Genomic DNA, 23,926 nt, shown 5'->3' with positions numbered 1-23,926 from the left:
AAGTGGCAAAGGTAAAATATTTGAACGAAAATAATAATAGTAAATTGCAATGATAAGTTTTATTAATTTTACATTATTATTTTTTTTAAATGGGACTCAAAAAATATTATTTTAAAAATCAGCTAGAAGCAGGTACAGATGAAGCAGGTAGAGGTTGTTTGGCTGGTCCTGTGGTGGCTGCAGCAGTTATTTTACCTGAAAATTTTGAACACCCATTATTAAATGATTCTAAACAACTAACTGAAAAACAGCGTATTATTTTAAAGCCTTTTATTGAAGAAAATGCTTTGGCTTTTGGAGTTGCATTTATAAGCGAACTTAAAATTGATGAAATAAATATTTTACAAGCTTCTATTTTGGCAATGCATAAATCTATTGAAATGCTTTCTATTGCTCCTGAGCATATAATTGTTGATGGTAATAAATTTAAACCTTTTAAAAATATTCCTCACAAAACAATTGTAAAAGGAGATGCTAAATATATGAGTATTGCTGCAGCTTCCGTTTTAGCAAAAACGTATAGAGATGAGTTTATGCAAAAAATTGATATGGAATTCCCTAATTATTTTTGGAAGCAAAACAAAGGTTATCCAACAAAACAGCATAGAGACGCAATTAGAGCGCTTGGAATAACCAATTATCATAGAAAAACATTTCGTTTACTTCCTGAACAATTAAAATTAGAGCTATAATTTCTTAAAAAGTGTCATTAAAATTTTACATTTGCGTTCTTTAAAAAATGTAAAAAATGATTAAAAGAAATAGAGTTTCAATTTCAAAGTTTATAATTCATAAAGTGGGTAACAAATTTAATAGTGCTACCAATATTTTTTCAGAAAATGTTATCACTTTTGATGAAGAAAGTTACGAGTTAATGAAACCTTTTTTATTGAAACCTTTTGGAAATGTTGCGGAAAGTTTTCGTTTTAATCACCATGCAAATATAGAGCTGAATGAAATAAATAATTATGCTGCTGAAATATTTAAGGATGAAACTTCATTTGTTGATATTTCAAAACATATTGTAAATCATTTATTTGAGCAATCAAATTCAGCACAAATAAAAACCGGAGATGTAATTATTGCATTATTTGAAGATATTGAATATAATGATGTTATTACGCAGGCTTTAGGTATTTTTAAAATTGAAAACAAAATAAATTTCTTTCAAACCTTCATGGAAAAAGACAGTTTAGATGTTTTTGTTCAAAAAGGAATTAGCACCAAAAAGTTAGATAAAGGTTGTTTAATAATTAATTCAACAGATGCTGAAGGAAGAGTGGTTTTAAGTGTAGATACAAATAATTATGATGCGCAATATTGGGTTAAAAACTTTTTAAATGTTAAGTATGCAGATGATAGCAACCAGCATACCCAAAACTACATTGAAATGTGTAAAGATTTTTCTGAAGAAGTGATAAAAGAAGATTTTGGTGTACAGGAGAAAACAAAATTTTTAGCAAAAACAGTCGATTTTTTCAAAGAAAATGAGGATGTAAATATTCACGATTTTAAAGATGAGGTTTTTGAAGAAAATGAAGATTTTAAGCCATTGTTTGATAACTATAAAAAACAGTTTGAAGAAATAAATGATGTTTTGGTTAGAAACCAATTTGCTATTTCTGACATTGTTTTAAAGAAGCAAAAACAAAAAATTAAAACTGAAATAAAATTAGATACCAATATTCAAATTAAGTTGGATATTGACGCTCCCGACGCGGCAAGTGAGTATTTAGAAAAAGGATTTGATGAGGAGAAAAAAATGAAATTTTACAAGGTTTATTTTAACGAAGAAGATTAGATTTTAAAAGCGCAAAAGTTATAAGTAACAAAGGCTCAGAGGTAAATTTCATCCATGATTTTCTAAAGTTTTTTTTAGCTAATAATTATCTAGAACATTAACGTCATGCTGAACTTGATTCAGCATCTCATCCTATTTTAATTTAAAAATTCAACTTCAAATAATTCAGTAAAATGTTTTAAGATTTTTTCTTTTACTTCTTCTAAATCAACTTTTTCACCTAATTCAGCCTCTAAAGAAGTAACTGCTTTACCTTTAATTCCGCAGGGAATAATATTATCAAAATAACCTAAATTGGTATTTACATTTAGAGCAAAACCGTGCATTGTTACCCATCTACTTGTTCTTACACCTAAAGCACAAATTTTACGAGCAAAAGGAGTCCCAACATCAAGCCAAACACCAGTTTCACCTTCGCTACGTTCAGATTTTAAGTTATATTCTGCTAAAGTTTTTATAATAACTTCTTCTAAAAAACGTAAGTATTTATGAATATCAGTAAAAAAATTGTCCAAATCTATAATAGGATAACCAACAATTTGTCCAGGGCCATGATACGTAATATCACCACCTCGGTTTATTTTATAAAAAGTAGCTCCCTTTTGGCTTAATTGTTCTTCATTTAATAACAAGTTACTAATATCTCCACTTTTTCCTAGAGTGTAAACATGTGGATGTTCAACAAATAAAAAATAATTTGAAGTTTCATTTATTAAATTATTACGTCTATTATTAATTTTTATATTTATAGTGTCTTGAAAAAGCGTTTCTTGATATTCCCAAGTTTCTTTATAATCTTTTAAACCTAAATCAATTAATTTAACTTTTTGCATTAGTTTTTAGGATTGTTGTTAATAATTAATGCTGCAATAACTCCTGGGATCCAACCTAAACAAGTTAAAATAAATACAATAATAATTGATCCACACCCTTTATCAATAACTGCTAACGGAGGAAAAATGATACAAAGTAATACTCTAAAACAACCCATAATTATTTTTTTCAAAGTTCTTAAAATTATATGACGCATACAACGTTATTTTGTAACAACTAATTGTAATTAAAATGTATTTTTGTTAAATGTCAATAGAAGTAAAAAATATAACCAAGTTTTATGAACAACAAAAAGCATTAGATAATGTAAGTTTTTCAATAAAAAAAGGTGAAATAGTTGGTTTTTTAGGTCCAAATGGAGCTGGTAAATCAACTATGATGAAAATTATTACTGGTTTTGTAAATGCATCTGAAGGTGATGTTTTGGTGAGCAATTTTAATATTGAAACAACTAAAATTGATGCTCAAAAAAACATTGGTTATTTGCCAGAACACAATCCGCTTTATTTAGAAATGTATGTGAAAGAGTATTTGCTTTTTAATGCAGGTATTCATAAAGTTTCTAAAAATGAAGTTGATAAAATTATTGTAAAAGTTGGATTACAACCTGAAGCACATAAAAAAATCAATCAACTTTCAAAAGGATATCGCCAGCGTGTTGGTTTGGCTGCAGCGTTATTGCACAACCCTGAAGTATTAATTTTAGATGAACCTACAACAGGCTTAGACCCAAATCAATTAGTTGAAATTAGAAACTTAATTAAGGAAATAGGTAAAGATAAAACAGTACTTTTTTCAACACATATTATGCAAGAAGTTGAAGCAATTTGCGACCGGGTTATTTTAATTAATAAAGGAAAAATTATTGCTGATAAAAAGTTAAATGAGCTAAGAGGAAATCAGGATCAAGTTTTAGAAGTAGAATTTGATTTTAAAATAGAGAAACAATTTATTGAAACAATTCCGTATTTAAAATCGGCAGATAACATACACGATACAAGTTGGTTATTAACTTTTAATACAACTAAAGATATGCGCCCTGTTGTATTTGATTTTGCGCATGATAATGGCTTAAAAACACTTCAATTAAATGCAAAAAACAAAAATTTAGAAAGCTTATTTAGAGAATTAACTACTTAAAAATTAATTTACCTACGCTTAATTCTTCAACATTTACAACAGGAGGTGTGTTATAAGAAACAACATTTCCAGTAGAATGTATAGAGCCAGTTAAACTTTCTACCGGATTTATAAGCATATCATTAGAGCTTACATTTTTAACTTTAACTTGTTGGGCTATAAAGTTTTTACCTTCAAATCGGGTATCTCCGTCAGAAAAATTGATATCTAAATTATTGGTAGTGCCATTTATATAAAAGTTAGAAATACCATTACTCCAAATAATTACTTTGGTATTTTCAATATTTAAATGCCAATCACCAACTGCCAAATAATCATTTTTTTCTCCAGTTGATCTTAAATATATTGTAGGATATGTTAAAACACCCGCTGATGAAACATTAAGTTCTGAGGCATTTCTAATTTCAGTGATATTTGGTGAAGTAATATATACTTTTGTTAAGCCATAATCTCTTAAAAAGTTACACGTATTGTGATTTGTAATAATTATTTGGTTATCTACTACTTGAACTTCAATATCGGGCATTAAATTTTTTCCAGTTTCTACAACTACTTTTTGAGTTGGACCTTCAGTAATAATAAGTTCCACTTTTTTTTGTACTAATATTCTTGTAAAAACAGGTGTTTCAAATTCTTGTTGAATTATTGTACCCGCAGTTTGCCAGCAATTTCCTGCATCTTCACTGTTACAGCTAATAAAACCAATTAAATAAATTATGTAAATTATTTTTTTCATAAATAGTTATTAAATAAAACTAGAATTTATATCCTATTCCAAATTCCAATGCTTCAGCCCTAAATAAATTTATTTTCATAGTAATTTCAGAAAATAGGTGTTTACTTAATTTATACTTTAAACCAAAACGTTCATAAACTCTACTAACGTATGGAAAAGGATAATAAATTGTATATCCAATTTGAGAAATAAAAGAAAAATTGTTTTGCATTAACTCATGACCAACAAAAATTCCAGCCCTTGAATAATCATTTTCATTATAGGTTTTTCCTTCTTCTGTATTAATGTTTTTAATGTGATTTTTTAAAAATTCTGATTTAAAATAATCTGTTCCAAAGGTTAAATTAGAGAATTTATTAAGTGTTTTACTACCATAAAAGGTAAGGGTATAAAAAGGAAATAAACCGCTGTTAATTTCTAACGATTCGTTGTATCCAGCTCTTAAAATTAAATTAAAATACAGCTTTTTATCAATTTCAGAAATTGTGTTTTCATCTTTTGAGGTTGCTATTTTTATAGGTTCTAATAAATAGTTAATTCCTAAATTAAGATTAACGGTGTTAATTCCTAAATTGGGATTTTTTAGTGCAATGTTTGAAAAATGTATTAAACTTACTCCAGTATTTACACTTAATTTTTCCTTCTTTAATAATTGAAAAAATTGTAATTTTAAAAATGCTGATGCAAGTAATTTAGAACCAATTGCTTGATTTTTTGGATTTGTTTCAGCATCGTAAGTTTTGGTTGCATATCCCAAACCAAAACCACTGATAAGTTTTAATTGGTTATTTGAAGTATTTTTTAAATTATAACTGTAATGTCTATAACCTCCAAACACTTCACCTAAAACAGAAGAGTTAAAGTTTTGATATAAAAAAGAATAACCTCTTTCTGGGTAGTTATAAAGTTTATTAAAATGAGTGTTTTTTGTATTTGTTGTATTGAAACTTAAAAGTACTCCAAAAGAATTTCCCTCAATAGCATCTTTTAGTTTTTTATCGTGTTCAATCGGTTTTCCAAAAAAGAAATCGGTTTGAATATTATTGTATTTAAAAGTTTCATTTTGCGAAACACCTTGTAATGTGAAAAGTAGAAAAAATACAATTATTAAATTTTTCATAAATAATTTTTAAAGTCTAATTCCAACACCAAATTCAACAGTTTCGGCGTCAGCGGCATGTGCCTTCAGCCTTATAGAAGCAAACCATTTTTCGTTTAAATAGCGTTTTAAACCAAGTGTTTCATAAACTCTGCCACCATAATTAAAAGGGTATTTTACATAATATCCAACTTGAGTTTCAATGGAAACTTTATTTATAAACAATTCGTGTCCTAGAAATACCCCAACTCTCGAAAAATCGGAAGTTTCCTTAAAATTTAAATGAGGTATAGATAAACTCAATTCGTAATAATCTTTTAAAATAGGGGAAATATATAAATCTGCTCCAAATTGTAAGGCAGACTTTCTATTTAAACGTTTGTCTGCATAAGCTGAAAAAACATAAAAGGGTTTTATACCACTACCAATAATTTCAGATTCGTTAATACCGCTTCTTATAGCAAAATTATATTTTACAGGTTCAGTAAAATGCTTGCTTTCTGAAGAAGGAATATAATTTAGGGTACCACTGTTGGCATCAAAATCATAGTTTAATCCTAAGGTTACTGCCCAAACATTTGTACCGGAATTAGGAGATTTAATATTTGAATTTGAAGCATGTATAAAAGTTAAACCAGCATTTAACCCTAAATTATTAATCAATTTTTCACGTTGAAAATATAATTTAAAATAGGTGCTTGAATTTAAATGAGACCCAAATGCAGTGTTCTTGTTATTTGTTTCTTTATCATAAGGATTTGTATTATATGCTAATCCAATTCCGGTTCTAAATATTAATTGATTTAGTGAAGTTTTATTGGTGAAATAAAAATTATAATGGCCGTAAACAGAATATAATTTACCTAAAATATCTGACTTGTAATCCTGATAACCAATAGAATATCCAAAATCAGGATAATTGTAATGTTCTTGCCAGTTTTCTTCTCCATACGTCCTTTTATTATAACTCATAAAAATTCCCGTTGGATGTCCTTGTAACAAAATTGATGCATCCGGATTTTGGCGCAATATATTTCCGTAAAAATAATCGGCTTGTAAATAAGAGGAATTAGATTGGGAATAACTTATTGAATAACTAGCAATTAATAATAAATAAAATATTTTTTTCATAAGTTACTTATTGCTAATTAAGTTTATAGTTAATTTGTTCATTTTTGAAAACCTCTAGTAATTCGTTTGAAATATCTATTTTAAAACTGCGACTTGGTAAATTCAATTGTAATTTTTCTTGTGTGTCTCTAACGGTAAAATGCAAGTTTTTAGTGCCTTTAAAATCGTTTAAAATAGTATTAATTTTTTTTATATTCTGCTCATTTACATCTTTGATATCAAGGTTTAAAGTAATCTTTTTTGAAAATTCCTTTAAAATATCTTGTAGTAATTGAATGTTAGTAAAAGATAAGCGCACATCATTATTCCAACCTTTTTTACCAAATATTTTAATAAATAAGAATGAATTTGGAACAAAAAAATGTTTAAACCTCAAATATTCTTCACCAAAAATTCTAAATTCATAAGAGCCAGAATAGTCTTCAACAGTAAATAATGCCCAGCCTTTTCCATTTTTTGAAATTCTATGTTCAACATTTGTTAAAATACCACCAACTGCTAATTCTCTGTTTAGTAAATTATCTTGGTTTTGAAATGCGGAAAGTTGCGTGTGGCAAAAATATTTAATTTCAGTTTTAAAATCATCTAAAGGATGCCCTGAAATATAAATACCAATTAGTTCTTTTTCTTTGGATAACTCTTCCATAACTCCCCATTTTTCAGCAAATGGAATTTCTGGTTCTGGAAATTGAATTTCAGAAGTTTCACCAAATAAAGAAACTTGAGCAGAATTCTTATTTTCTTGATATTTATTACCGTAGCGAATAGCACGTTCAATAAATGTTACGCCTTTATCATCTAATTGGTAATACTGAGCACGATGCACATTTTTAAAGGAATCAAATCCACCAGCCATTGCCAAACCATCAAAAGCCTTTTTACTGGCAGCTCTTAAATCAACACGTTTAGCCAAATCAAAAATTGAAGAATAATTACCATTATTTTTTCGCTCTTTTACGATGGCATCAACGGCAGCTGCTCCAACGCCTTTTATAGCGCCCATTCCAAAACGGATAGCACCTTCTTTATTTACCGCAAATTTATAATAGGATTCGTTAACATCAGGACCCAAAACAGGAATTCCAGCACGTTTACATTCTTCCATAAAAAATGTAACCTGCTTAATGTCATTCATATTGTTAGATAAAACGGAAGCCATATATTCAGCTGGATAATGGGCTTTTAAATAGGCTGTTTGGTAAGCAATATATGCATAGCAAGTAGAGTGAGATTTGTTAAATGCATAAGCAGCAAAAGCTTCCCAGTCCTTCCAAATTTTTTCTAATTTTTCTTCAGGATGGTTATTCTTTTTACCTCCTTCAATAAATTTTGGTTTTAATTTTTCAAGTAATGCAAAAATCTTTTTACCCATTGCTTTTCTTAGCATATCTGCATCACCCTTGCTAAAACCAGCCAATTTTTGTGAAAGTAACATTACCTGTTCCTGATATACTGTAACACCATATGTTTCTTTTAAGTGTTCTTCCATTTCAGGTAAATCGTACTCTATGGCTTCCTCTCCATGCTTTCGCATAATAAAAAGTGGAATATATTCCATTGGGCCAGGTCTGTACAAAGCATTCATGGCTATTAAATCAGCAAACTCTGTTGGTTTTAAAGATTTCATATGCTTTTGCATACCTGGAGATTCATATTGAAAAACTCCAATAGTTTCACCTTTTTGAAAAAGCTCATACGTTTTTTCATCATCTAAAGGGAAATCATCAGGAATTAATTCAATACCGTGTTTTGCTTTAATAATTTTAACAGTATCCTTAATTAATGTCAATGTTTTTAACCCTAAAAAATCCATTTTAAGCAACCCGGCACTTTCAACAACATTATTGTCGAACTGTGTAACGTACATGTCTGAATCTTTTGCAGTTGCCACAGGAATAAGGTTGGTTATTTTTTCAGGTGTAATAATAACTCCACAGGCGTGTGTTCCAGTATTTCTTACAGAACCTTCTAAAGATCTTGCCTGCCTAATAGTTTGTGATTCTAAATTATCACCTTCTGCAATTTTTATTAATTCATTTATATTTTCAATTTCTTCAGCACGTAAACCCTTAACTTTTTCTTTGCTTTTTGCATCTTCACCAAAAATATGCTGCAATTTTATTCCAGGAATTAATTTTGCAATTCTATCAGCATCTGGTAACGGCAAATCTAAGGCTCTGGCAGTATCTCTAATAGATGATTTTGCAGCCATAGTACCATAAGTAATAATTTGAGCAACTTGGCTGGCACCATATTTTTCAATTACAAAATCTATAACTTTTTGTCTTCCTTCATCATCAAAATCAATATCAATATCGGGTAATGAAACACGATCTGGATTCAAAAAACGCTCAAAAAGTAAATCGTATTTAATTGGGTCAATATTTGTAATCCATAAACAATATGCAACTGCAGATCCTGCTGCAGAACCACGGCCTGGCCCCACTGAAACTCCCATTTTTCGTGCCTCCAAAATAAAATCCCAAACAATTAAAAAATATCCAGGATAGCCCGTTTTTTCAATAATTGAGAGTTCGAAATCTAAACGTTCTTGTGTATCAGCATCTAAATTTTCTCCGTATCTTTTTTTGGCACCCTCAAATGTTAAATATTTTAAATAGGCATTTTCACCACGCACACCACCATCTTTTTCATCTTCAGAATTAACAAACTGGCTTGGGATATTAAACTTTGGAAGTAATACATCACGCGCCAAAGTATATACTTCAATTTTATCAACAATTTCTTGAATATTAATAATGGAATCTGGTAAATCTTTAAACAAATTTTTCATTTGTTCCTGAGATTTAAAATAGTATTCATTATTTGGTAAACCGTATCTAAAACCCCTTCCTTTACCTTTTGGAGTTGCTGTTTTTTCTCCATCTTTTACACATAATAAAATATCATGTGCTTCTGCCTCATCTTCAGTGGTATAAAATGTGTTATTTGTGGCTATTAATTTTACTTGATGTTTTTTAGAAAATTCAATAAGTACGTTATTAACGTGATTTTCATTTTCTTGATTGTGACGCATAATTTCTAGATAAAAATCTGTGTCAAATTGTTCTTTCCACCAAATTAATGCTTCTTCAGCTTGTTTTTCACCAATATTTAAAATTTTACTAGGAATTTCACCGTATAAATTTCCTGAAAGTACTATTAAGTCCTCTTTATATTGTGCAATTATATTTTTGTCTATTCTGGGTACATAATAAAATCCATCGGTATGAGAAATGGAAGACATTTTAGCCAAATTATGATAGCCGTTTTTGTTTTTAGCTAAAATAACTATCTGATAACCATTATCTTTATGAGTTTTATCTAAATGATTCACGCAAACATTAAATTCGCATCCTAAAATTGGTTTTATAGGTAATTTTGGATGTTCCCCTTCTTTTAAATTTTTATTAAACTTTTCTACTGCGTTGTTATGTGCTAACGCTTCTCTCACAAAATAAAATGCACCCATCATATTTCCGGTATCTGTAATTGCTACAGCTGGCATTTTATCTTTTATGGCTGAATTTATAAGGTTACTTACACTGGAAGTGGATTGTAAAATTGAGAATTGAGAATGACAATGTAAATGTGCAAAATTTGAACTTTCAAGATTTTGAAGTGTTTTTTCAGAATGTTTAAGTATTTCAGGTTTCTCTTCAGATTTTTTCTTTAAACGCTTACTTTCTTTTTTTAAGTTTAAATGTTTTAACCCAATTACGTTTATAACTGATGGATTTTTAACATCAAATTTTCCAAAATAATCAGAAGGAACATCAAGCTCTTCTTTTGTAAAAACGCGTTGCCTTATTAATTCTAAAAAACAACGTGTAGTAGCTTCTACGTCTGCAGTTGCGTTATGTGCTTCAGCAAAAGGAGTATTAAATAAATGTTGGTGTAATTCAGTTAATGTTGGTAATTTAAACTTTCCGCCTCTACCACCTGGTAATTGACATAAAGTTGCTGTAGTTTCTGTACAAGTATCTAATATAGGTAATTCATTTAACGGAGTTTTTAATTTTTTTCTAAAATACTCGCAACCCATTATATTAAGGTCGAAATTTACATTTTGACCAACTACAAATTTAGATTTAGATAAGGCTTCATTAAATAGAAATAAAACTTTTTCTAAGTCTTCACCTTTTTCCTGAGCTAATTCGGTTGAAATTCCATGAATTTGTTCCGCATCATATGGAATATTATAACCTTCAGGTTTAATTAAATAATCCTGCTGTTCAATTAATTCACCTAATTCATTATGTAATTGCCAAGCAATTTGAACACATCTAGGCCAATTATTAGTGTCTGTAATTGGCGCATTCCATTTTTTTGGTAAACCTGTGGTTTCAGTGTCAAATATTAAAAACATGTAATGTTATTTGTTGTAAATAATGAGTTTTTAAAAGTATGAATTTAATGAAAATCTAAATTCTATAATAAGTCTTTTTTATTAACAATCCTATTTTCCTATCATTCAAAAAATGAAATGCGCCTGTTTTTTAAAATTTTAACATTAAAAGGGAATTATGTTAAATTGTAATTCAAACAATTTTTTTTGGTAAAACACTAACATTCGTCAGTTTTTAAAATATTTTTAAGTGTTAATTTTACAATTCCATTTTAATGAAGATTTATGGTTATGGAAAAATTGGACTTAGAAAGCTACAAAGGTGGTAATAAAAATGAAATAAAACATGAAGGCTATATTTCAAAAATTACTAACCAAGTTATTACGGTGTCTTTAAAGGGAAATGTTAATTGTGAGGGATGTAAAGCCCAATCTGCTTGCGGTGTTTCAGAATCTAACGATAAAGAAATAGAAATTCTTAATACCAATCAGTCGTTTAAACTTAGTGACCCTGTAAATGTGGTTTTAGAAAAAAGTTTGGGTTTAAAAGCTGTTTTTTGGGCTTATGTTTTTCCTTTTATTTTAATGATGCTTACACTTATAATTACTTCAAATTTTCTTAAAGAATGGATTGCAGGATTGGTATCATTATTTATGCTAATCCCTTATTATTTTGTGCTTTATAAAATGAAATCTTCATTTCAAAAAGCATTTCAAATTTCAATTTTAAAATTTAGTTGAGAATGACAGATTCAGTTTTGTATAGTGTTTTTTTATTAGCTTCTTTAGGGATTGTAGCGGCGGTTGTGCTCTATGTGGTTTCTAAAAAGTTTTATGTGTATGAAAATCCTTTAATAGCAGATGTTGACGAAATTTTGCCAGGAGCTAATTGTGCAGGTTGTGGTTCTCCAGGATGTAAATCTTTTGCCGAAAGATTGGTGAATACAGAAGATATTTCAGATTTATTTTGTCCGGTAGGAGGAAATGATATTATGAAAGAAGTTGCTGCAATATTAGGAAAAGAAGTAGTAGAAAGAGATCCAACTGTAGCAGTTTTGCGCTGTCAAGGAAGTTGTGAGGTTAGACCAAAAACTACCGAATATCAAGGCCCAAGAACTTGTGCTATTTCTGCAATGGTTTATAGTGGTGAAACGGATTGCCAATATGGTTGTTTAGGTGATGGAGATTGTGTTAAGGTGTGCAAGTTTGATGCCATGTATATGGATGAAGCCACTGGCTTACCTGTAATAATTACAGACAATTGTACATCGTGTGGTGCTTGTGTTGAAGAATGCCCTAGAGATATAATTGAAATGCGCCCGCGTAATAAACGCGACCTAAAAGTTTTTGTTGGTTGCCTAAATGAAGATAAAGGTGGTATTGCGAAAAAATCTTGTTCAGTGGCTTGTATTGGATGTTCAAAATGCGAAGATATTTGTCCGAAAGATGCTGTTGTAATGGTAAATAATTTGGCATATATAGACCCGGTTTTGTGCACACTTTGTAGAAAATGTGTAGATGTTTGTCCAACACATTCAATTATTGAAACTAATTTTCCGCCTAAAAAAGTAAAAAAAGAAGTTGAAAAGAAAGTTGAAGTAAAAGTAGCAGTGGTAAAAGAACAAATAGTTGCTGAATCCAAAAAAAGTAAAACAGATGCTTAAAACATTTCCAAAAGGTGGAATTCACCCTCCTGAAAATAAAATTACTTCATCCAAAGGAATTAAAAGAATGACAGTTCCAAAAGTGGTAAATGTCCCAATTGCTCAGCATATTGGTATTCCTGCGGAAATTGTTGTTGATAAAAAAGACAAAGTTGAAATTGGTCAGGTAATTGCAAAATCTGGTGGATTTGTTTCTTCAAATATACATGCTCCAGTAGCAGGTGTAGTAACCAAGTTAGATATGATTATTGATACAAGTGGTTATAAAAAACAATGTATTGTAATTAGAACTGATGCTAAAGATGAAGCTAATTTTGAAGAAAAGGAATACCCTTTGAAAAAGAACATTGAACTAGAACCTAAAGAAATTTTAAAACGAATTTCTGAATACGGTATTGTTGGTTTAGGTGGAGCAACATTTCCTTCACACGTAAAATTGAATGTTCGAGAAGATAAAAAAATTGATTGTCTTATTATTAATGGTGTAGAATGTGAACCTTATTTAACTGCCGATCATAGATTAATGTTAGAAAAGGCCGAAGAAATTGTTGTTGGAATTAAAATTTTAATGTTTGCCTTAAAAATTGATAAAGCAGTAATTGGAATTGAAAATAATAAAAAAGATGCCATTAATCTTTTTAAAAATAGTGTAAAAAATGAAGTTGGAATTGAAGTTGCCGCACTTAAAGTAAAATATCCGCAAGGTGGTGAAAAACAGCTGGTAAGGTCAATTTTAAAGAGAGAAGTTCCTAAAAACGGATTGCCTTTAGATGTAGGCGTAATTGTGCATAATGTAGGAACCATTTTTGCTATTTATGAAGCTATTCAACATAACAAACCTTTAATTGAACGTGTTGTAACAGTTACCGGTAAAAATTTAGAAAATCCATCAAATTTTTGGGTAAAAATTGGAACACCAATTAAAGATTTAATTGCTGAAGTTGGAGGCTTGCCTGAGGGAACAAGAAAGTTAGTAAATGGTGGTCCAATGATGGGAAAAGCTATTAAAAATACCGATGTTCCTGTTACAAAAGGAACTTCAGGGATTTTAGTTATTTCAGAAGATGAAGCCAGTAGAGGCGAAGCAAAAAATTGTATTCGTTGTGGTGAATGTGTTTTTGTTTGCCCAATGGGATTAGAACCTCATTTATTAATGAATTTATCAGAAAAAGGATTGTATGAAAAAGCTTCAAATGAAGATATTATGACTTGTATTGAGTGTGGTTCATGTAGTTATGTATGTCCATCACATCGTCCGTTGTTAGATTATATCCGTTTTGGAAAAAGTATTGTTAAAAAGTTAGAAACCTCTAAAAATTAAAATGAGTCAACCTATTATAATATCGGCCTCACCACACGTGCATTCAGATAGAACTTCAAAAAAATTAATGTACGATGTTGTGATAGCTTTAATTCCTGCATTTTTAGTTTCATTATATGTATTTGGAATTGGAGCATTTATAGTTACTGCAGTTGCAGTAATATCATGTTTATTGTTTGAATATCTGATTCAGAAGTTTTTGTTAAAAACCGAAGTTACCATTGGTGATGGTTCAGCATTAATTACTGGAATTTTATTAGCATTTAATTTACCTTCAGGTTTGCCAATTTGGATGATAATTGTTGGTAGTTTGGTTGCTATTGGAATTGCAAAATTATCTTTTGGAGGACTCGGGTTTAACATTTTTAATCCAGCCTTAGTTGGGCGTGTATTTTTATTGGTGTCTTTTCCCGTGCAAATGACAATGTGGCCTACGGCTGTTGTTAATAACACTTCTATTGCCGATGCAGTTACTGGAGCCACTCCTTTAGGATTAATAAAAGAAGGGTTAATGTTTGGTGATACTATGACTAATATAAGTGCTGATTTACCATCAAATATAGATTTATTTATAGGGCTAACAGGTGGTTCAATTGGAGAAATATCAGCACTAGCATTGTTGTTAGGTGGAATTTATTTAATAGTTAGAAAAGTTATTACTTGGCATATTCCAGTAACTATGTTAGTTACTATGGCTGTTATGACTGGAATTTTTTGGCTAATAAACCCAGAGCAATATGCAAGCCCTTTAATTCACATTCTTTCAGGTGGAGCGCTATTAGGAGCATTTTTTATGGCAACGGATTTAGTAACCAGCCCAATGACAAAAAAAGGAATGCTAATTTTTGCTATTGGTATTGCAGTAATTACAGTTGTAATTAGATTGTTTGGAGCATATCCTGAAGGTGTTTCGTTTGCAATTTTAATAATGAATGCATTTGTACCATTAATCAATACCTATTTTAAACCAAGAAGATTTGGTTCAAAAATCAAATCCAAAATTGTGTAATTATGAGTAAAAAGAAAGATACATTTATAAATATGGTAGTATCGTTATTTGTGATTACCATAATCTCAGGATTTTCGTTGGGATTTGTTAACGATTTAACACTTGAACCAAAAGCTAAAGCTAAGTTAGAAAAGAAGGTAAATGCCTTAAAGTTAGTGTTGCCAACTTTTGACAATAATCCTGTTGAAGATGTTTTATTGATACAGGTGGAAAATATAAAAGTTAGTGTTGAAGTTTATCCAGCCTATCAAAGTAATGAATTTGTAGGAGCAGCAATTATTGGTTCAACCGAAAAAGGTTTTAGCGGATTAATTAAAATTATGGTTGGTTTTAAACCTGACGGAACTATTCAAAATATTGCAGTTTTAGAACAGAAAGAAACTCCAGGTTTGGGAACAAAAATGAAAGACGAAAAGTTTTTGGCTCAATTTAGAGATAAAAATCCAGCTTCATATAATTTAAAGGTTACCAAGGATGGAGGTGAAGTTGACGCTTTAACTGGCGCAACTATTACATCTCGTGCTTTTGGAGAAGCTGTGCAAATGGCTTTTGATGAGTTTGTAAAAAATAATGGTTCATTAATAAGACTTAAAAATTAAGAATTATGGCTGAAAAAGTAAATCAAACCCAGAATTTCTTAAAAGGAATCGTTAAAGAAAATCCGGTATTTGTAATGTTGTTAGGGATGTGTCCAACTTTAGGAGTTACCTCATCAGCATTTAACGGGTTAGGAATGGGAGTTGCTACTTTATTTGTATTATTAATGTCAAATATTGTAGTTTCATTGGTAAAATCACAAATACCAAGCAAAGTTCGTATTCCAGCATTTATTATTATTATAGCTTCATTTGTTACCATAGTTGAAATGGTTTTAGAGGCTTTCGTACCATTTTTATACGAGCAACTAGGGATTTTTATTCCGTTAATTGTAGTGAATTGTTTAATACTGGGAAGAGCAGAAGCATTCGCATCAAAAAACAATATATTATCATCAATTTTAGATGCTTTAGGAATGGGATTAGGTTTTGTAGTTGCCTTAACACTTTTAGGTGCTACTCGTGAAATATTAGGAAGTGGAAGCTTATTTGGATTAAAATTTGTGCCTGAAGATGCCAATACTTTTATCCTGTTTATTTTGCCTCCAGGAGCCTTTATTGCATTAGCATATTTAACTGTTTTATTTAACAAAATTTCAATTAAAACAACATAAAATGGATTATATTATTATTTTAATAGCAGCTGTTTTTGTAAACAACATTGTACTTTCTCAGTTTTTAGGAATTTGCCCATTTTTAGGAGTTTCAAACAAAGTGTCTACTTCTGTGGGTATGTCTGGAGCTGTTTTGTTTGTAATGACAATTGCAACAATGGCAACTTATTTACTACATGAGTTTATATTAGTGCCAGCAGGTTTAGATTATTTAAGAACTATTACATTTATATTAGTAATAGCTGCATTAGTACAAATGGTTGAAATAATTCTGAAAAAAGTGAGTCCGCCATTGTACCAGGCTTTGGGAGTATTTTTACCTTTAATAACAACTAACTGTGCTGTTTTAGGTGTGGCAATTTTAGCCCTAGGATTAGAAGGTGGAAGCTTATTAAAAGCAGTATTTTTCGCGGTATCAAACTCTATCGGTTTTGGACTGGCTTTAATAGTTTTTGCAAGTATTCGTGAGCATTTAGAACTGGCAAATATTCCAAATGGTATGAAAGGAGTACCTATTAATTTATTAGTTGCAGGGTTGTTATCCTTGGCATTTTTAGGTTTTACAGGGTTGGTTTAGTTTAGTTTAAAAGTTTAAAAGTTTAAAAGTTTAAAAGTGAAAGGTTAAAAGGTTATTGAAAATAATTTTTTCACAAAATACACAAAGAAATTACAGAGTACGCCACGAATAATATTCTCTGAGGACTTTGTGTTTTTTTCGTTAAATGTAAAACCTACTTCTTACTTTTTGACTTCTCACAACTGAAAACCAAACTTTTATACTTTTTAACCTTATATATTAAAATATCTCATTATATTTGCAACCTCAAAATTTATAACCAAGGTCGAGAACCTTAAAAATTAAAAAAAATGTCAGTAAAAATTAGATTACAAAGACACGGTAAAAAAGGAAAACCATTTTATTGGATTGTTGCAGCAGATGCACGTTCAAAAAGAGATGGTAAATACTTAGAAAAAATTGGGACTTATAATCCTAATACAAATCCAGCAGCTATTGATTTAGACTTAGATGGAGCCGTAAAATGGTTGCAAAATGGTGCACAACCAACTGATACTGCAAAAGCAATTTTATCTTATAAAGGTGCTTTGTTAAAAAATCATTTAGCAGGTGGTGTTAGAAAAGGTGCTTTAACTGAAGAACAAGCAGCAGAAAAATTCCAAGCTTGGGTAGATGAAAAAGCAGGAAAAATTAGTGCAAAAGTAGATGGTTTAGCAAAAGCAGAAGCTGATGCAAAAGCTAAAGCTTTTGAAGCTGAAGTAAAAATTAACGAAGAGCGTGCTGCTGCTGCTAAAGAAGTAGAAGAAGCTGCTATTAAAGCTGAAGCAGATGCTAAAGCTGCTGCACAAGCTGCAACAGAAGTAGTTGAAGAAGAGGCTCCTCAAACAATTGATGACGTACAAGCTGCGGCTCAAGAAGAAGGAAAAAAAGAGTAAGCTATTTTTTCGATAATGCGTAAACAAGATTGTTTTTATTTAGGCAAAATCGTAAGGAAACATAGCTTTAGAGGTGAAGTTGTTGCTAAATTAGACACAGATGAACCTGAACTTTATAAAAATTTGGAATCAGTATTTGTTGCTTTAGGTAATAATCTGGTTCCATTTTTTATTGAAGAAAGTTTACTTCAAAAAGGAAATCAACTAAGAATTCAGTTTGAAGATGTTGAAAGTGAAGAAGATGCTGATGCTATTTTGGGTTCAGAATTGTATTTACCTTTAGAATTTCTTCCAAAATTAACAGGAAATAAATTTTATTTTCACGAAATAATTGGTTTCGATATTGAAGATTTAAATTATGGGTATGTTGGTGTTATAACTGGAGTTAATGATTCGTCAGCCCAACCATTGTTTGAAATAGATTCAAACGGAGCAGAAGTTTTTATTCCAATGATAGATGACTTTATTAAAAAGGTAGATAGAGATAATAAGAAAATTATTGTTGAAGCACCTGCTGGATTAATAGATTTATATCTAAATAATTAAATTATAGAGAGGTGGCCGAGTGGTCGAAGGCGCACGCCTGGAAAGTGTGTATACGGCAACGTATCGAGGGTTCGAATCCCTTCCTCTCTGCAAAATACTATTTTTAATGTTAAGTAAACCCTTTCAATTCAAACAATTTACTATTCATCAAGATAAAACAGCTATGAAAGTTGGTACGGATGGTGTATTACTAGGTGCTTGGGTAAAAATAGATTCAAATTATTTTAGTGCTTTAGATATTGGAGCTGGAACTGGTTTAATAGCTTTAATGATTGCGCAAAGAAGTACTATTGAATTAATTGATGCCGTTGAATTAAATAATGATGCCTACGAAGAATCAGTTAATAATTTTGAGCAAAGCCAGTGGGGAGACAGATTGTTTTGTTATCATGCATCTTTGCAAGAATTTACTGAAGAAATAGATGATACCTATGATTTAATAATTTCGAATCCACCATTTTATACTTCAACTTATAAAGATTTATCGGAAGATAGAGCAATGGCCAGACATGCTGAAAGTCTTCCTTATTCAGATTTATTGGCAGGTGTTGCAAAAATGTTGTCAGAAAAGGGAAGTTGCGCATTTATTATTCCTTTTTGCGAAGAAGAAGAATTTATTGCAGAAGCTAAGAAATTTAAACTTTTTCCAAATAGGATTACCAGGGTAAAAGGTGCTAAAAATACGCCTATTAAAAGAAGTTTATTACAGTTTTCTTTTTCTGAAAAATTAATAGAAAAGAGCAATCTTATTATTGAGCTAGAGCGTCATGTTTATTCAGATGAATATAAAAAATTAGTTCAAGAATTTTATATAAAAATGTAGCCTTTTGTTAGCCGATAACATGTTCAGGATTATAACCTAAATAGGGCACCTCTTTTTCACTAAAATTTATCCCATTTTCTTCTAATTCTTTTAAAATAGGTTTGTAAATTTCTTTTGTTACAGGTCTTAAAACCCCAGTTGCATTAATTTCTCCATTTAATATTTTTAAAGTAGCAATTGCTACTGGTAAACCAACAGTTTTTGCCATGGCAGTATATGTTTGGTTGTCTCCAATGCACACCATACTACTTTCAATTTGTTGTTTTTTACCATTCAGTTCATAGCCAATAAGATGTTGCATAACAATCATATCTTTATCATCTTTTTGGAGAGTCCAACTGTCTTTAAGAATTTTTTCAAGTATTTGAGCAGGAGTAGCATTTTTTAAACCTACTTTTTTGGTATTATTAAAGATATCCAATTCTAACAATTTTTCCCAAATAATATCATCTTGATCAATTTTTAGATAATATCTTAATTTTAATTCAACAGAATCATTTGGGTTGTACGCTAAAAACGAATTTGTAAAATCACGATAACTCATGTTTTCTGAGTTTTCCATAATATAACTATCATCTGTCATTCCTAATTGTACAAAAATATTCCAGGCTTTTGAAAAACCAACACGCCTAATTGTGCCTCTGTAAAGTGTTAAAATATCATCCAATCCATAAATACTTCTATATTTTAAAGAATCTCGGTTTGCATAAGCTTCAAATTTCCCAAAACCATCTATATTTAAAATTTCAGTACGTCTAAATAATTTATGATAAGGAATATACTTATAAGTGCCTTCCTGAATAAATTTTGAAGCACCTCCTTGTCCTGCTAATACTACATTTCTTGGATTCCAGGTAAACTTATAATTCCATAAATTATTGTCACTTTCCGGGGCTACCAAGCCTCCACAAAAAGATTCGAAAAGCAGCATTTTACCACCCTTTTCTCTAATTGAATCTATTATTTGCATAGCGCTCATATGGTCTATTCCAGGATCTAGGCCTACCTCATTCATAAATATTAAGCCTGTTTTTGATACTTCTTCATTCAGTTCCATTATTTCTTTTGAAACATAAGAAGCAGTTACCATATTTTTACCATATTTTAAACAATCTTTAGCAACATTTATGTGTAAATGTGCAGGTAACATAGAAACAACAATATTGGTATTATTTATTTCTTTTGTTCTTTGAATATCATCAGAAATATCCAACGCAATTGCAGTTCCATTTTTATGGTTTTGTATTTTACTTTTAGCTAATTCTAAAGAAATATCTGCAACAGTAATATGCAGGTTTTCTGAAGTTGATTTGTTTAATAAATAAGTTATTAAAGATGAAGAAGATTTTCCTGCTCCAATTACTAATATTTTTCGCATCGTAATTTTTTTCAAATGTGCTTTAAATACGAAATTACTAATTTAAAAGGGTAAAAATTACATAATTCGAATTAATTATTGGATGAATTTATTTCATCTAATATTTTTTTAGCTTTTTTAAAATCTGAAGGATCTACTTCAAGTTTGTAACCTTCAACAAATGCTGTTCCAATACTTGTTGCTATATTTTCATCAAAAATATAACTATTAATTCCCCGACTGGATAACAATGCTTTTGCAATGTGAATTTCATGAATTAAACTTGCCGTTAAAACTGTAACTAATAATTCTGAGTTATTTTTCATAATTATTTATTTTTACTTAAATATAAGAAATTTAGCAATTTAAAACTATTTAAAATTTTATATTTGGTGTTAAATAACTATTAAAATGAATAAAAATTTATTAATTGCGGCGGTTATTGGAGCGCTTACAATTATTTTAGGTGCTTTTGGGGCACACGCTTTACAAGAAGTTTTAAGTGTTAATGAATTAAAAAGTTTTGAAACGGGTGTAAGATACCAAATGTACCACGTTATTGTTTTAATGTTTGTTAATAGTTTTTCAGGTTTTAATTTAAAAACCAAAAATGTTGTTACTTACTTTTTTTTGGCTGGAATTCTATTTTTTTCAGGTTCTATTTATGCAATAACTTTTGGTGTTAATGCAAAATACATTTGGTTTTTAACCCCTCTGGGAGGTTTGCTTTTTATTTTAGGTTGGTTAAAATTGGCTTTTTCATTTATAAAAAAGGAGAATTATTAATAGAACGTTAAAATTGCAGAAACTACTTCTTTTTATTTGTGGGCTTAATTAATTAAATATATTTTTGAAAAATTAAAAACCAAAAAAAGAAGAAATTGATTTTTTTTGAAATTTTACGAAAATGTTTTCGTTAAAAATATAAAAATAATTATATGCTTTAAACAAAACAATATCAATATATTAAGTCTTGGAAAACGTTTTAGTAAATAGCAGTTTTTTACTGATAAATGTCATAAACAAGAACTTTTAATTATATGTAAATTTGTTAAAGAAATAATTGAAATAAATAACAGATTAAAACAAAGACTTATGGAAATTCTAAGCAAATCAGTAATTACGTCGTTAAACGACTTAGGTGTTAAAGATGTTAAAGAAGTGATATATAATCCATCTTATGATGAATTATATGAATATGAATTGGATTCTTCATTAGAAGGATATGAAAGAGGATATTTAACTGAACTAGGAGCCGTTAATGTAATGACAGGGAAATTTACAGGACGATCTCCTAAAGATAAGTTTATTGTAAAAGATGATGTTACTAAAGATACTTTATGGTGGAATTCTCCACAAGCTCCAAACGATAACAAGCCAACAACTCAAGCAGTTTGGAATGAACTAAAAGAATTGGTAATTGACGAATTATCAGGAAAAAGATTATTTGTTGTTGATGCTTTTTGTGGTGCAAATGAAGATACACGTTTAAAAGTTCGTTTTATTGTTGAAGTTCCATGGCAAGCACATTTTGTAACAAATATGTTTATTCGACCTACAGCTGAAGAATTGGAAAACTTTGGAGAACCTGATTTTGTTGTAATGAATGGTTCTGAAACATCAAACCCAAACTGGAAGGATCACGGATTAAATTCAGAAAATTTTGTATTGTTTAACTTAACTGAAAAAATCCAGATTATTGGAGGTACTTGGTATGGTGGTGAAATGAAAAAAGGTATGTTCGCAATGATGAACTATTATTTACCATTAAGAGGAATTGCTTCTATGCATTGTTCAGCTAATGTTGGAAAAGATGGAGATACTGCAATTTTCTTTGGATTATCAGGAACTGGTAAAACTACATTATCTACTGATGCTAGTCGTCAATTAATTGGAGATGATGAGCACGGATGGGATGATGAAGGTGTATTTAACTTTGAAGGTGGTTGTTATGCAAAAACTATAAAATTAGATAAAGATTCTGAGCCGGAAATTTATGCAGCTATTAAAAAAGATGCCTTATTAGAAAACGTAACTGTTGATGCTAATGGTAAAATTGATTTTGATGATAATTCAGTAACTGAAAACACACGTGTTTCTTACCCAATTAATCATATTGAAAATATTGTAGCCCCAGTTTCTAAAGCAGGTGCTGCTCAAAAAGTAATTTTCTTATCTGCAGATGCATTTGGTACATTACCTCCAGTTTCTAAATTAACTCCGGAGCAAACTAAATACCATTTCTTATCAGGGTTTACAGCTAAATTAGCTGGTACAGAAAGAGGAATTACTGAGCCAACTCCAACATTCTCTGCTTGTTTTGGTGCAGCTTTCTTAACTTTACACCCAACAAAATATGGTCAAGAGTTAGTGAAAAAAATGGAAGCTAATGGAGCTGAAGCTTATTTAGTAAACACTGGATGGAATGGAACAGGAAAACGTATTTCTATTAAAGATACTCGTGGAATTATAAATGCAATTTTAGATGGTTCTATTGAAAAAGCTGAAACAAAAGTAATTCCAATTTTTAACTTAGAAGTTCCAACTGCCTTACCAGGTGTGCATACTGAGATTTTAGATCCTAGAGATACTTATGAAAATACTGAAGAATGGACAACAAAAGCTACTAAATTAGCTGGTTTATTTATCAAAAACTTTGAGAAATATACAGATAATGAAGAAGGAAAAGCATTAGTTGCTGCAGGACCTCAATTATAATAAATTAAACATTTTGCTTACAAAAAAGCTCGCCATTGGCGAGCTTTTTTTATTAAAAAATAAAAAGAATTTTAAAATAATCCGTTTATTTGAGCGTCAATTTTATCTATAATAGATCCTAAATCTTCTTGATTATCAACAAAATCTAAATTATCAACATCAATTATTAAAAGCTTTCCTTTAGTGTATTTTGTAATCCAAGCTTCATAACGTTCATTAAGTCTGCTTAAATAATCTATACTTATAGAGTTTTCATAATCTCTACCTCTTTTATGAATTTGACCAACTAAAGTAGGTATTGATGCTCTTAAGTAAATTAATAAATCGGGAGGAGTTACCAATCGTTCCATTAAATCAAAAAGAGAATCGTAATTTTGATAATCTCTATTTGGCATTAAACCCATTGCATGTAAATTTGGCGCAAAAATTCTAGCATCTTCATAAATAGTTCTGTCTTGAATTATATTTTTACCACTTTCACGAATTTCTAAAATTTGTCGAAATCTGCTATTTAAAAAATATACTTGTAAATTAAAAGACCAACGTTCCATTTCACCATAGAAATCATCTAAATATGGGTTTTCTTCAACAGATTCGTAATGAGGTTCCCATCTATAATGTTTTGCTAAAAGTTTGGTTAAAGTAGTTTTACCTGCTCCTATATTACCCGCAATGGCTACATGCATAATTAATTTATATGTAAAATTTAAAACGCTAAAGTTAAATAAATTTTTTAT

Annotated in this window: 24 protein-coding genes and 1 tRNA gene; 16 read left to right on the top strand and 9 right to left on the bottom strand. The window is 29.9% G+C overall.

The window, feature by feature from the left end; translation table 11 throughout:
• Window positions 1-89 precede the first annotated feature (89 nt).
• Entirely contained in the window at window positions 90-692 is a 603-nt protein-coding gene (locus BX611_RS02255; protein ID WP_115877862.1) for a ribonuclease HII, read from the top strand.
• A gap of 56 nt (window positions 693-748) precedes the next feature.
• Window positions 749-1,801 carry a nucleoid-associated protein gene (locus BX611_RS02250; RefSeq protein WP_115877861.1) on the top strand — a complete coding sequence of 351 codons (1,053 nt, stop codon included), beginning with the start codon at window positions 749-751 and terminating at the stop codon, window positions 1,799-1,801.
• Window positions 1,802-1,938: 137 nt separating this feature from the next.
• Here BX611_RS02250 and lipB read toward each other — a convergent pair whose 3' ends face one another.
• Both lipB and BX611_RS02240 read right to left on the bottom strand, forming a co-directional pair.
• Window positions 1,939-2,634 (bottom strand): lipoyl(octanoyl) transferase LipB, encoded by a 696-nt coding sequence (lipB, locus tag BX611_RS02245; protein ID WP_115877860.1) that lies wholly within the window; start codon window positions 2,632-2,634, stop codon window positions 1,939-1,941.
• Window positions 2,634-2,792 (bottom strand): YqaE/Pmp3 family membrane protein, encoded by a 159-nt coding sequence (locus BX611_RS02240; RefSeq protein ID WP_089379086.1) that lies wholly within the window; start codon window positions 2,790-2,792, stop codon window positions 2,634-2,636. The genes lipB and BX611_RS02240 overlap by 1 nt, the downstream gene beginning before the upstream one ends.
• Before the next feature lie 89 nt (window positions 2,793-2,881).
• On the opposite strand from BX611_RS02240, the gene gldA reads away from it, so the two are divergent.
• Window positions 2,882-3,775 (top strand): gliding motility-associated ABC transporter ATP-binding subunit GldA, encoded by an 894-nt coding sequence (gene gldA, locus BX611_RS02235; RefSeq protein ID WP_115877859.1) that lies wholly within the window; start codon window positions 2,882-2,884, stop codon window positions 3,773-3,775.
• On the opposite strand, the gene BX611_RS02230 is transcribed toward gldA, so the two are convergent.
• Genes BX611_RS02230 through dnaE form a run of 4 tightly spaced genes read right to left on the bottom strand, consistent with a single transcriptional unit; the run spans window position 3,768 to window position 11,110 of the window.
• A complete protein-coding gene (locus tag BX611_RS02230) occupies window positions 3,768-4,511 on the bottom strand; it encodes a head GIN domain-containing protein (RefSeq protein ID WP_240324948.1) in 744 nt (247 codons plus the stop codon). The genes gldA and BX611_RS02230 overlap by 8 nt on opposite strands.
• Before the next feature lie 19 nt (window positions 4,512-4,530).
• Window positions 4,531-5,631, bottom strand: a complete 1,101-nt coding sequence (locus BX611_RS02225; protein ID WP_115877858.1) for an acyloxyacyl hydrolase — start codon at window positions 5,629-5,631, stop codon at window positions 4,531-4,533.
• A 9-nt stretch (window positions 5,632-5,640) separates the two neighbouring features.
• On the bottom strand, window positions 5,641-6,741 hold the full coding sequence (locus BX611_RS02220) for an acyloxyacyl hydrolase (RefSeq protein ID WP_115877857.1): 1,101 nt from the start codon (window positions 6,739-6,741) through the stop codon (window positions 5,641-5,643).
• A gap of 13 nt (window positions 6,742-6,754) precedes the next feature.
• Complete coding sequence (gene dnaE / locus BX611_RS02215) at window positions 6,755-11,110, bottom strand: DNA polymerase III subunit alpha (RefSeq protein WP_115877856.1); 4,356 nt, start codon at window positions 11,108-11,110, stop codon at window positions 6,755-6,757.
• 270 nt (window positions 11,111-11,380) lie between these two features.
• Here dnaE and BX611_RS02210 point away from each other — a divergent pair, with 270 nt between their 5' ends.
• The 11 genes from BX611_RS02210 (at window position 11,381) to BX611_RS02160 (ending at window position 19,114) form a co-directional block, all read left to right on the top strand.
• Window positions 11,381-11,830 (top strand): SoxR reducing system RseC family protein, encoded by a 450-nt coding sequence (locus BX611_RS02210; protein ID WP_162879999.1) that lies wholly within the window; start codon window positions 11,381-11,383, stop codon window positions 11,828-11,830.
• Window positions 11,831-11,832: 2 nt separating this feature from the next.
• On the top strand, window positions 11,833-12,753 hold the full coding sequence (locus BX611_RS02205; RefSeq protein WP_115877854.1) for a Fe-S cluster domain-containing protein: 921 nt from the start codon (window positions 11,833-11,835) through the stop codon (window positions 12,751-12,753).
• Window positions 12,746-14,074 (top strand): electron transport complex subunit RsxC, encoded by a 1,329-nt coding sequence (gene rsxC, locus BX611_RS02200; protein ID WP_115877853.1) that lies wholly within the window; start codon window positions 12,746-12,748, stop codon window positions 14,072-14,074. The genes BX611_RS02205 and rsxC overlap by 8 nt, the downstream gene beginning before the upstream one ends.
• 1 nt (window position 14,075) lies before the next feature.
• The gene (locus BX611_RS02195; protein ID WP_115877852.1) at window positions 14,076-15,083 is read left to right on the top strand and encodes an RnfABCDGE type electron transport complex subunit D; all 1,008 of its coding nucleotides are present in this window, start codon (window positions 14,076-14,078) and stop codon (window positions 15,081-15,083) included.
• 2 nt (window positions 15,084-15,085) lie between these two features.
• Window positions 15,086-15,682: an RnfABCDGE type electron transport complex subunit G gene (locus tag BX611_RS02190; protein WP_115877851.1), complete on the top strand. Its 597-nt coding sequence runs from the start codon at window positions 15,086-15,088 to the stop codon at window positions 15,680-15,682.
• A gap of 5 nt (window positions 15,683-15,687) precedes the next feature.
• On the top strand, window positions 15,688-16,293 hold the full coding sequence (locus BX611_RS02185) for an RnfABCDGE type electron transport complex subunit E (protein WP_115877850.1): 606 nt from the start codon (window positions 15,688-15,690) through the stop codon (window positions 16,291-16,293).
• Window position 16,294: 1 nt separating this feature from the next.
• Window positions 16,295-16,870 carry an electron transport complex protein RnfA gene (locus tag BX611_RS02180; protein ID WP_115877849.1) on the top strand — a complete coding sequence of 192 codons (576 nt, stop codon included), beginning with the start codon at window positions 16,295-16,297 and terminating at the stop codon, window positions 16,868-16,870.
• Between the two features lie 290 nt (window positions 16,871-17,160).
• The gene (locus tag BX611_RS02175) at window positions 17,161-17,745 is read left to right on the top strand and encodes a 30S ribosomal protein S16 (protein WP_115877848.1); all 585 of its coding nucleotides are present in this window, start codon (window positions 17,161-17,163) and stop codon (window positions 17,743-17,745) included.
• Between the two features lie 15 nt (window positions 17,746-17,760).
• Complete coding sequence (gene rimM / locus BX611_RS02170) at window positions 17,761-18,291, top strand: ribosome maturation factor RimM (RefSeq protein WP_115877847.1); 531 nt, start codon at window positions 17,761-17,763, stop codon at window positions 18,289-18,291.
• Between the two features lie 5 nt (window positions 18,292-18,296).
• Window positions 18,297-18,381: transfer RNA gene (locus tag BX611_RS02165), tRNA-Ser, on the top strand.
• 16 nt (window positions 18,382-18,397) lie between these two features.
• The gene (locus tag BX611_RS02160) at window positions 18,398-19,114 is read left to right on the top strand and encodes a tRNA1(Val) (adenine(37)-N6)-methyltransferase (protein WP_115877846.1); all 717 of its coding nucleotides are present in this window, start codon (window positions 18,398-18,400) and stop codon (window positions 19,112-19,114) included.
• Between the two features lie 7 nt (window positions 19,115-19,121).
• Here BX611_RS02160 and BX611_RS02155 read toward each other — a convergent pair whose 3' ends face one another.
• A complete protein-coding gene (locus BX611_RS02155; RefSeq protein ID WP_115877845.1) occupies window positions 19,122-20,492 on the bottom strand; it encodes a saccharopine dehydrogenase family protein in 1,371 nt (456 codons plus the stop codon).
• 71 nt (window positions 20,493-20,563) lie between these two features.
• Window positions 20,564-20,797 (bottom strand): putative signal transducing protein, encoded by a 234-nt coding sequence (locus BX611_RS02150; RefSeq protein ID WP_115877844.1) that lies wholly within the window; start codon window positions 20,795-20,797, stop codon window positions 20,564-20,566.
• A gap of 85 nt (window positions 20,798-20,882) precedes the next feature.
• Between BX611_RS02150 and BX611_RS02145 the strand changes: the two genes are divergently transcribed.
• Both BX611_RS02145 and pckA read left to right on the top strand, forming a co-directional pair.
• Window positions 20,883-21,257: a DUF423 domain-containing protein gene (locus BX611_RS02145; protein ID WP_115877843.1), complete on the top strand. Its 375-nt coding sequence runs from the start codon at window positions 20,883-20,885 to the stop codon at window positions 21,255-21,257.
• 309 nt (window positions 21,258-21,566) lie between these two features.
• Window positions 21,567-23,189 (top strand): phosphoenolpyruvate carboxykinase (ATP), encoded by a 1,623-nt coding sequence (gene pckA, locus BX611_RS02140; RefSeq protein ID WP_115877842.1) that lies wholly within the window; start codon window positions 21,567-21,569, stop codon window positions 23,187-23,189.
• Window positions 23,190-23,260: 71 nt separating this feature from the next.
• Here the strand turns inward: pckA and BX611_RS02135 are convergent, their stop codons facing one another.
• Window positions 23,261-23,926, bottom strand: a complete 666-nt coding sequence (locus BX611_RS02135) for a deoxynucleoside kinase (protein ID WP_262510536.1) — start codon at window positions 23,924-23,926, stop codon at window positions 23,261-23,263.

Source organism: Lutibacter oceani (assembly GCF_003384935.1).
Classification (GTDB): Bacteria; Bacteroidota; Bacteroidia; order Flavobacteriales; family Flavobacteriaceae; genus Lutibacter; species Lutibacter oceani.
Note: the sequence above shows the minus strand (reverse complement) of the source record. Positions and strands in the feature narration are given on the sequence as shown.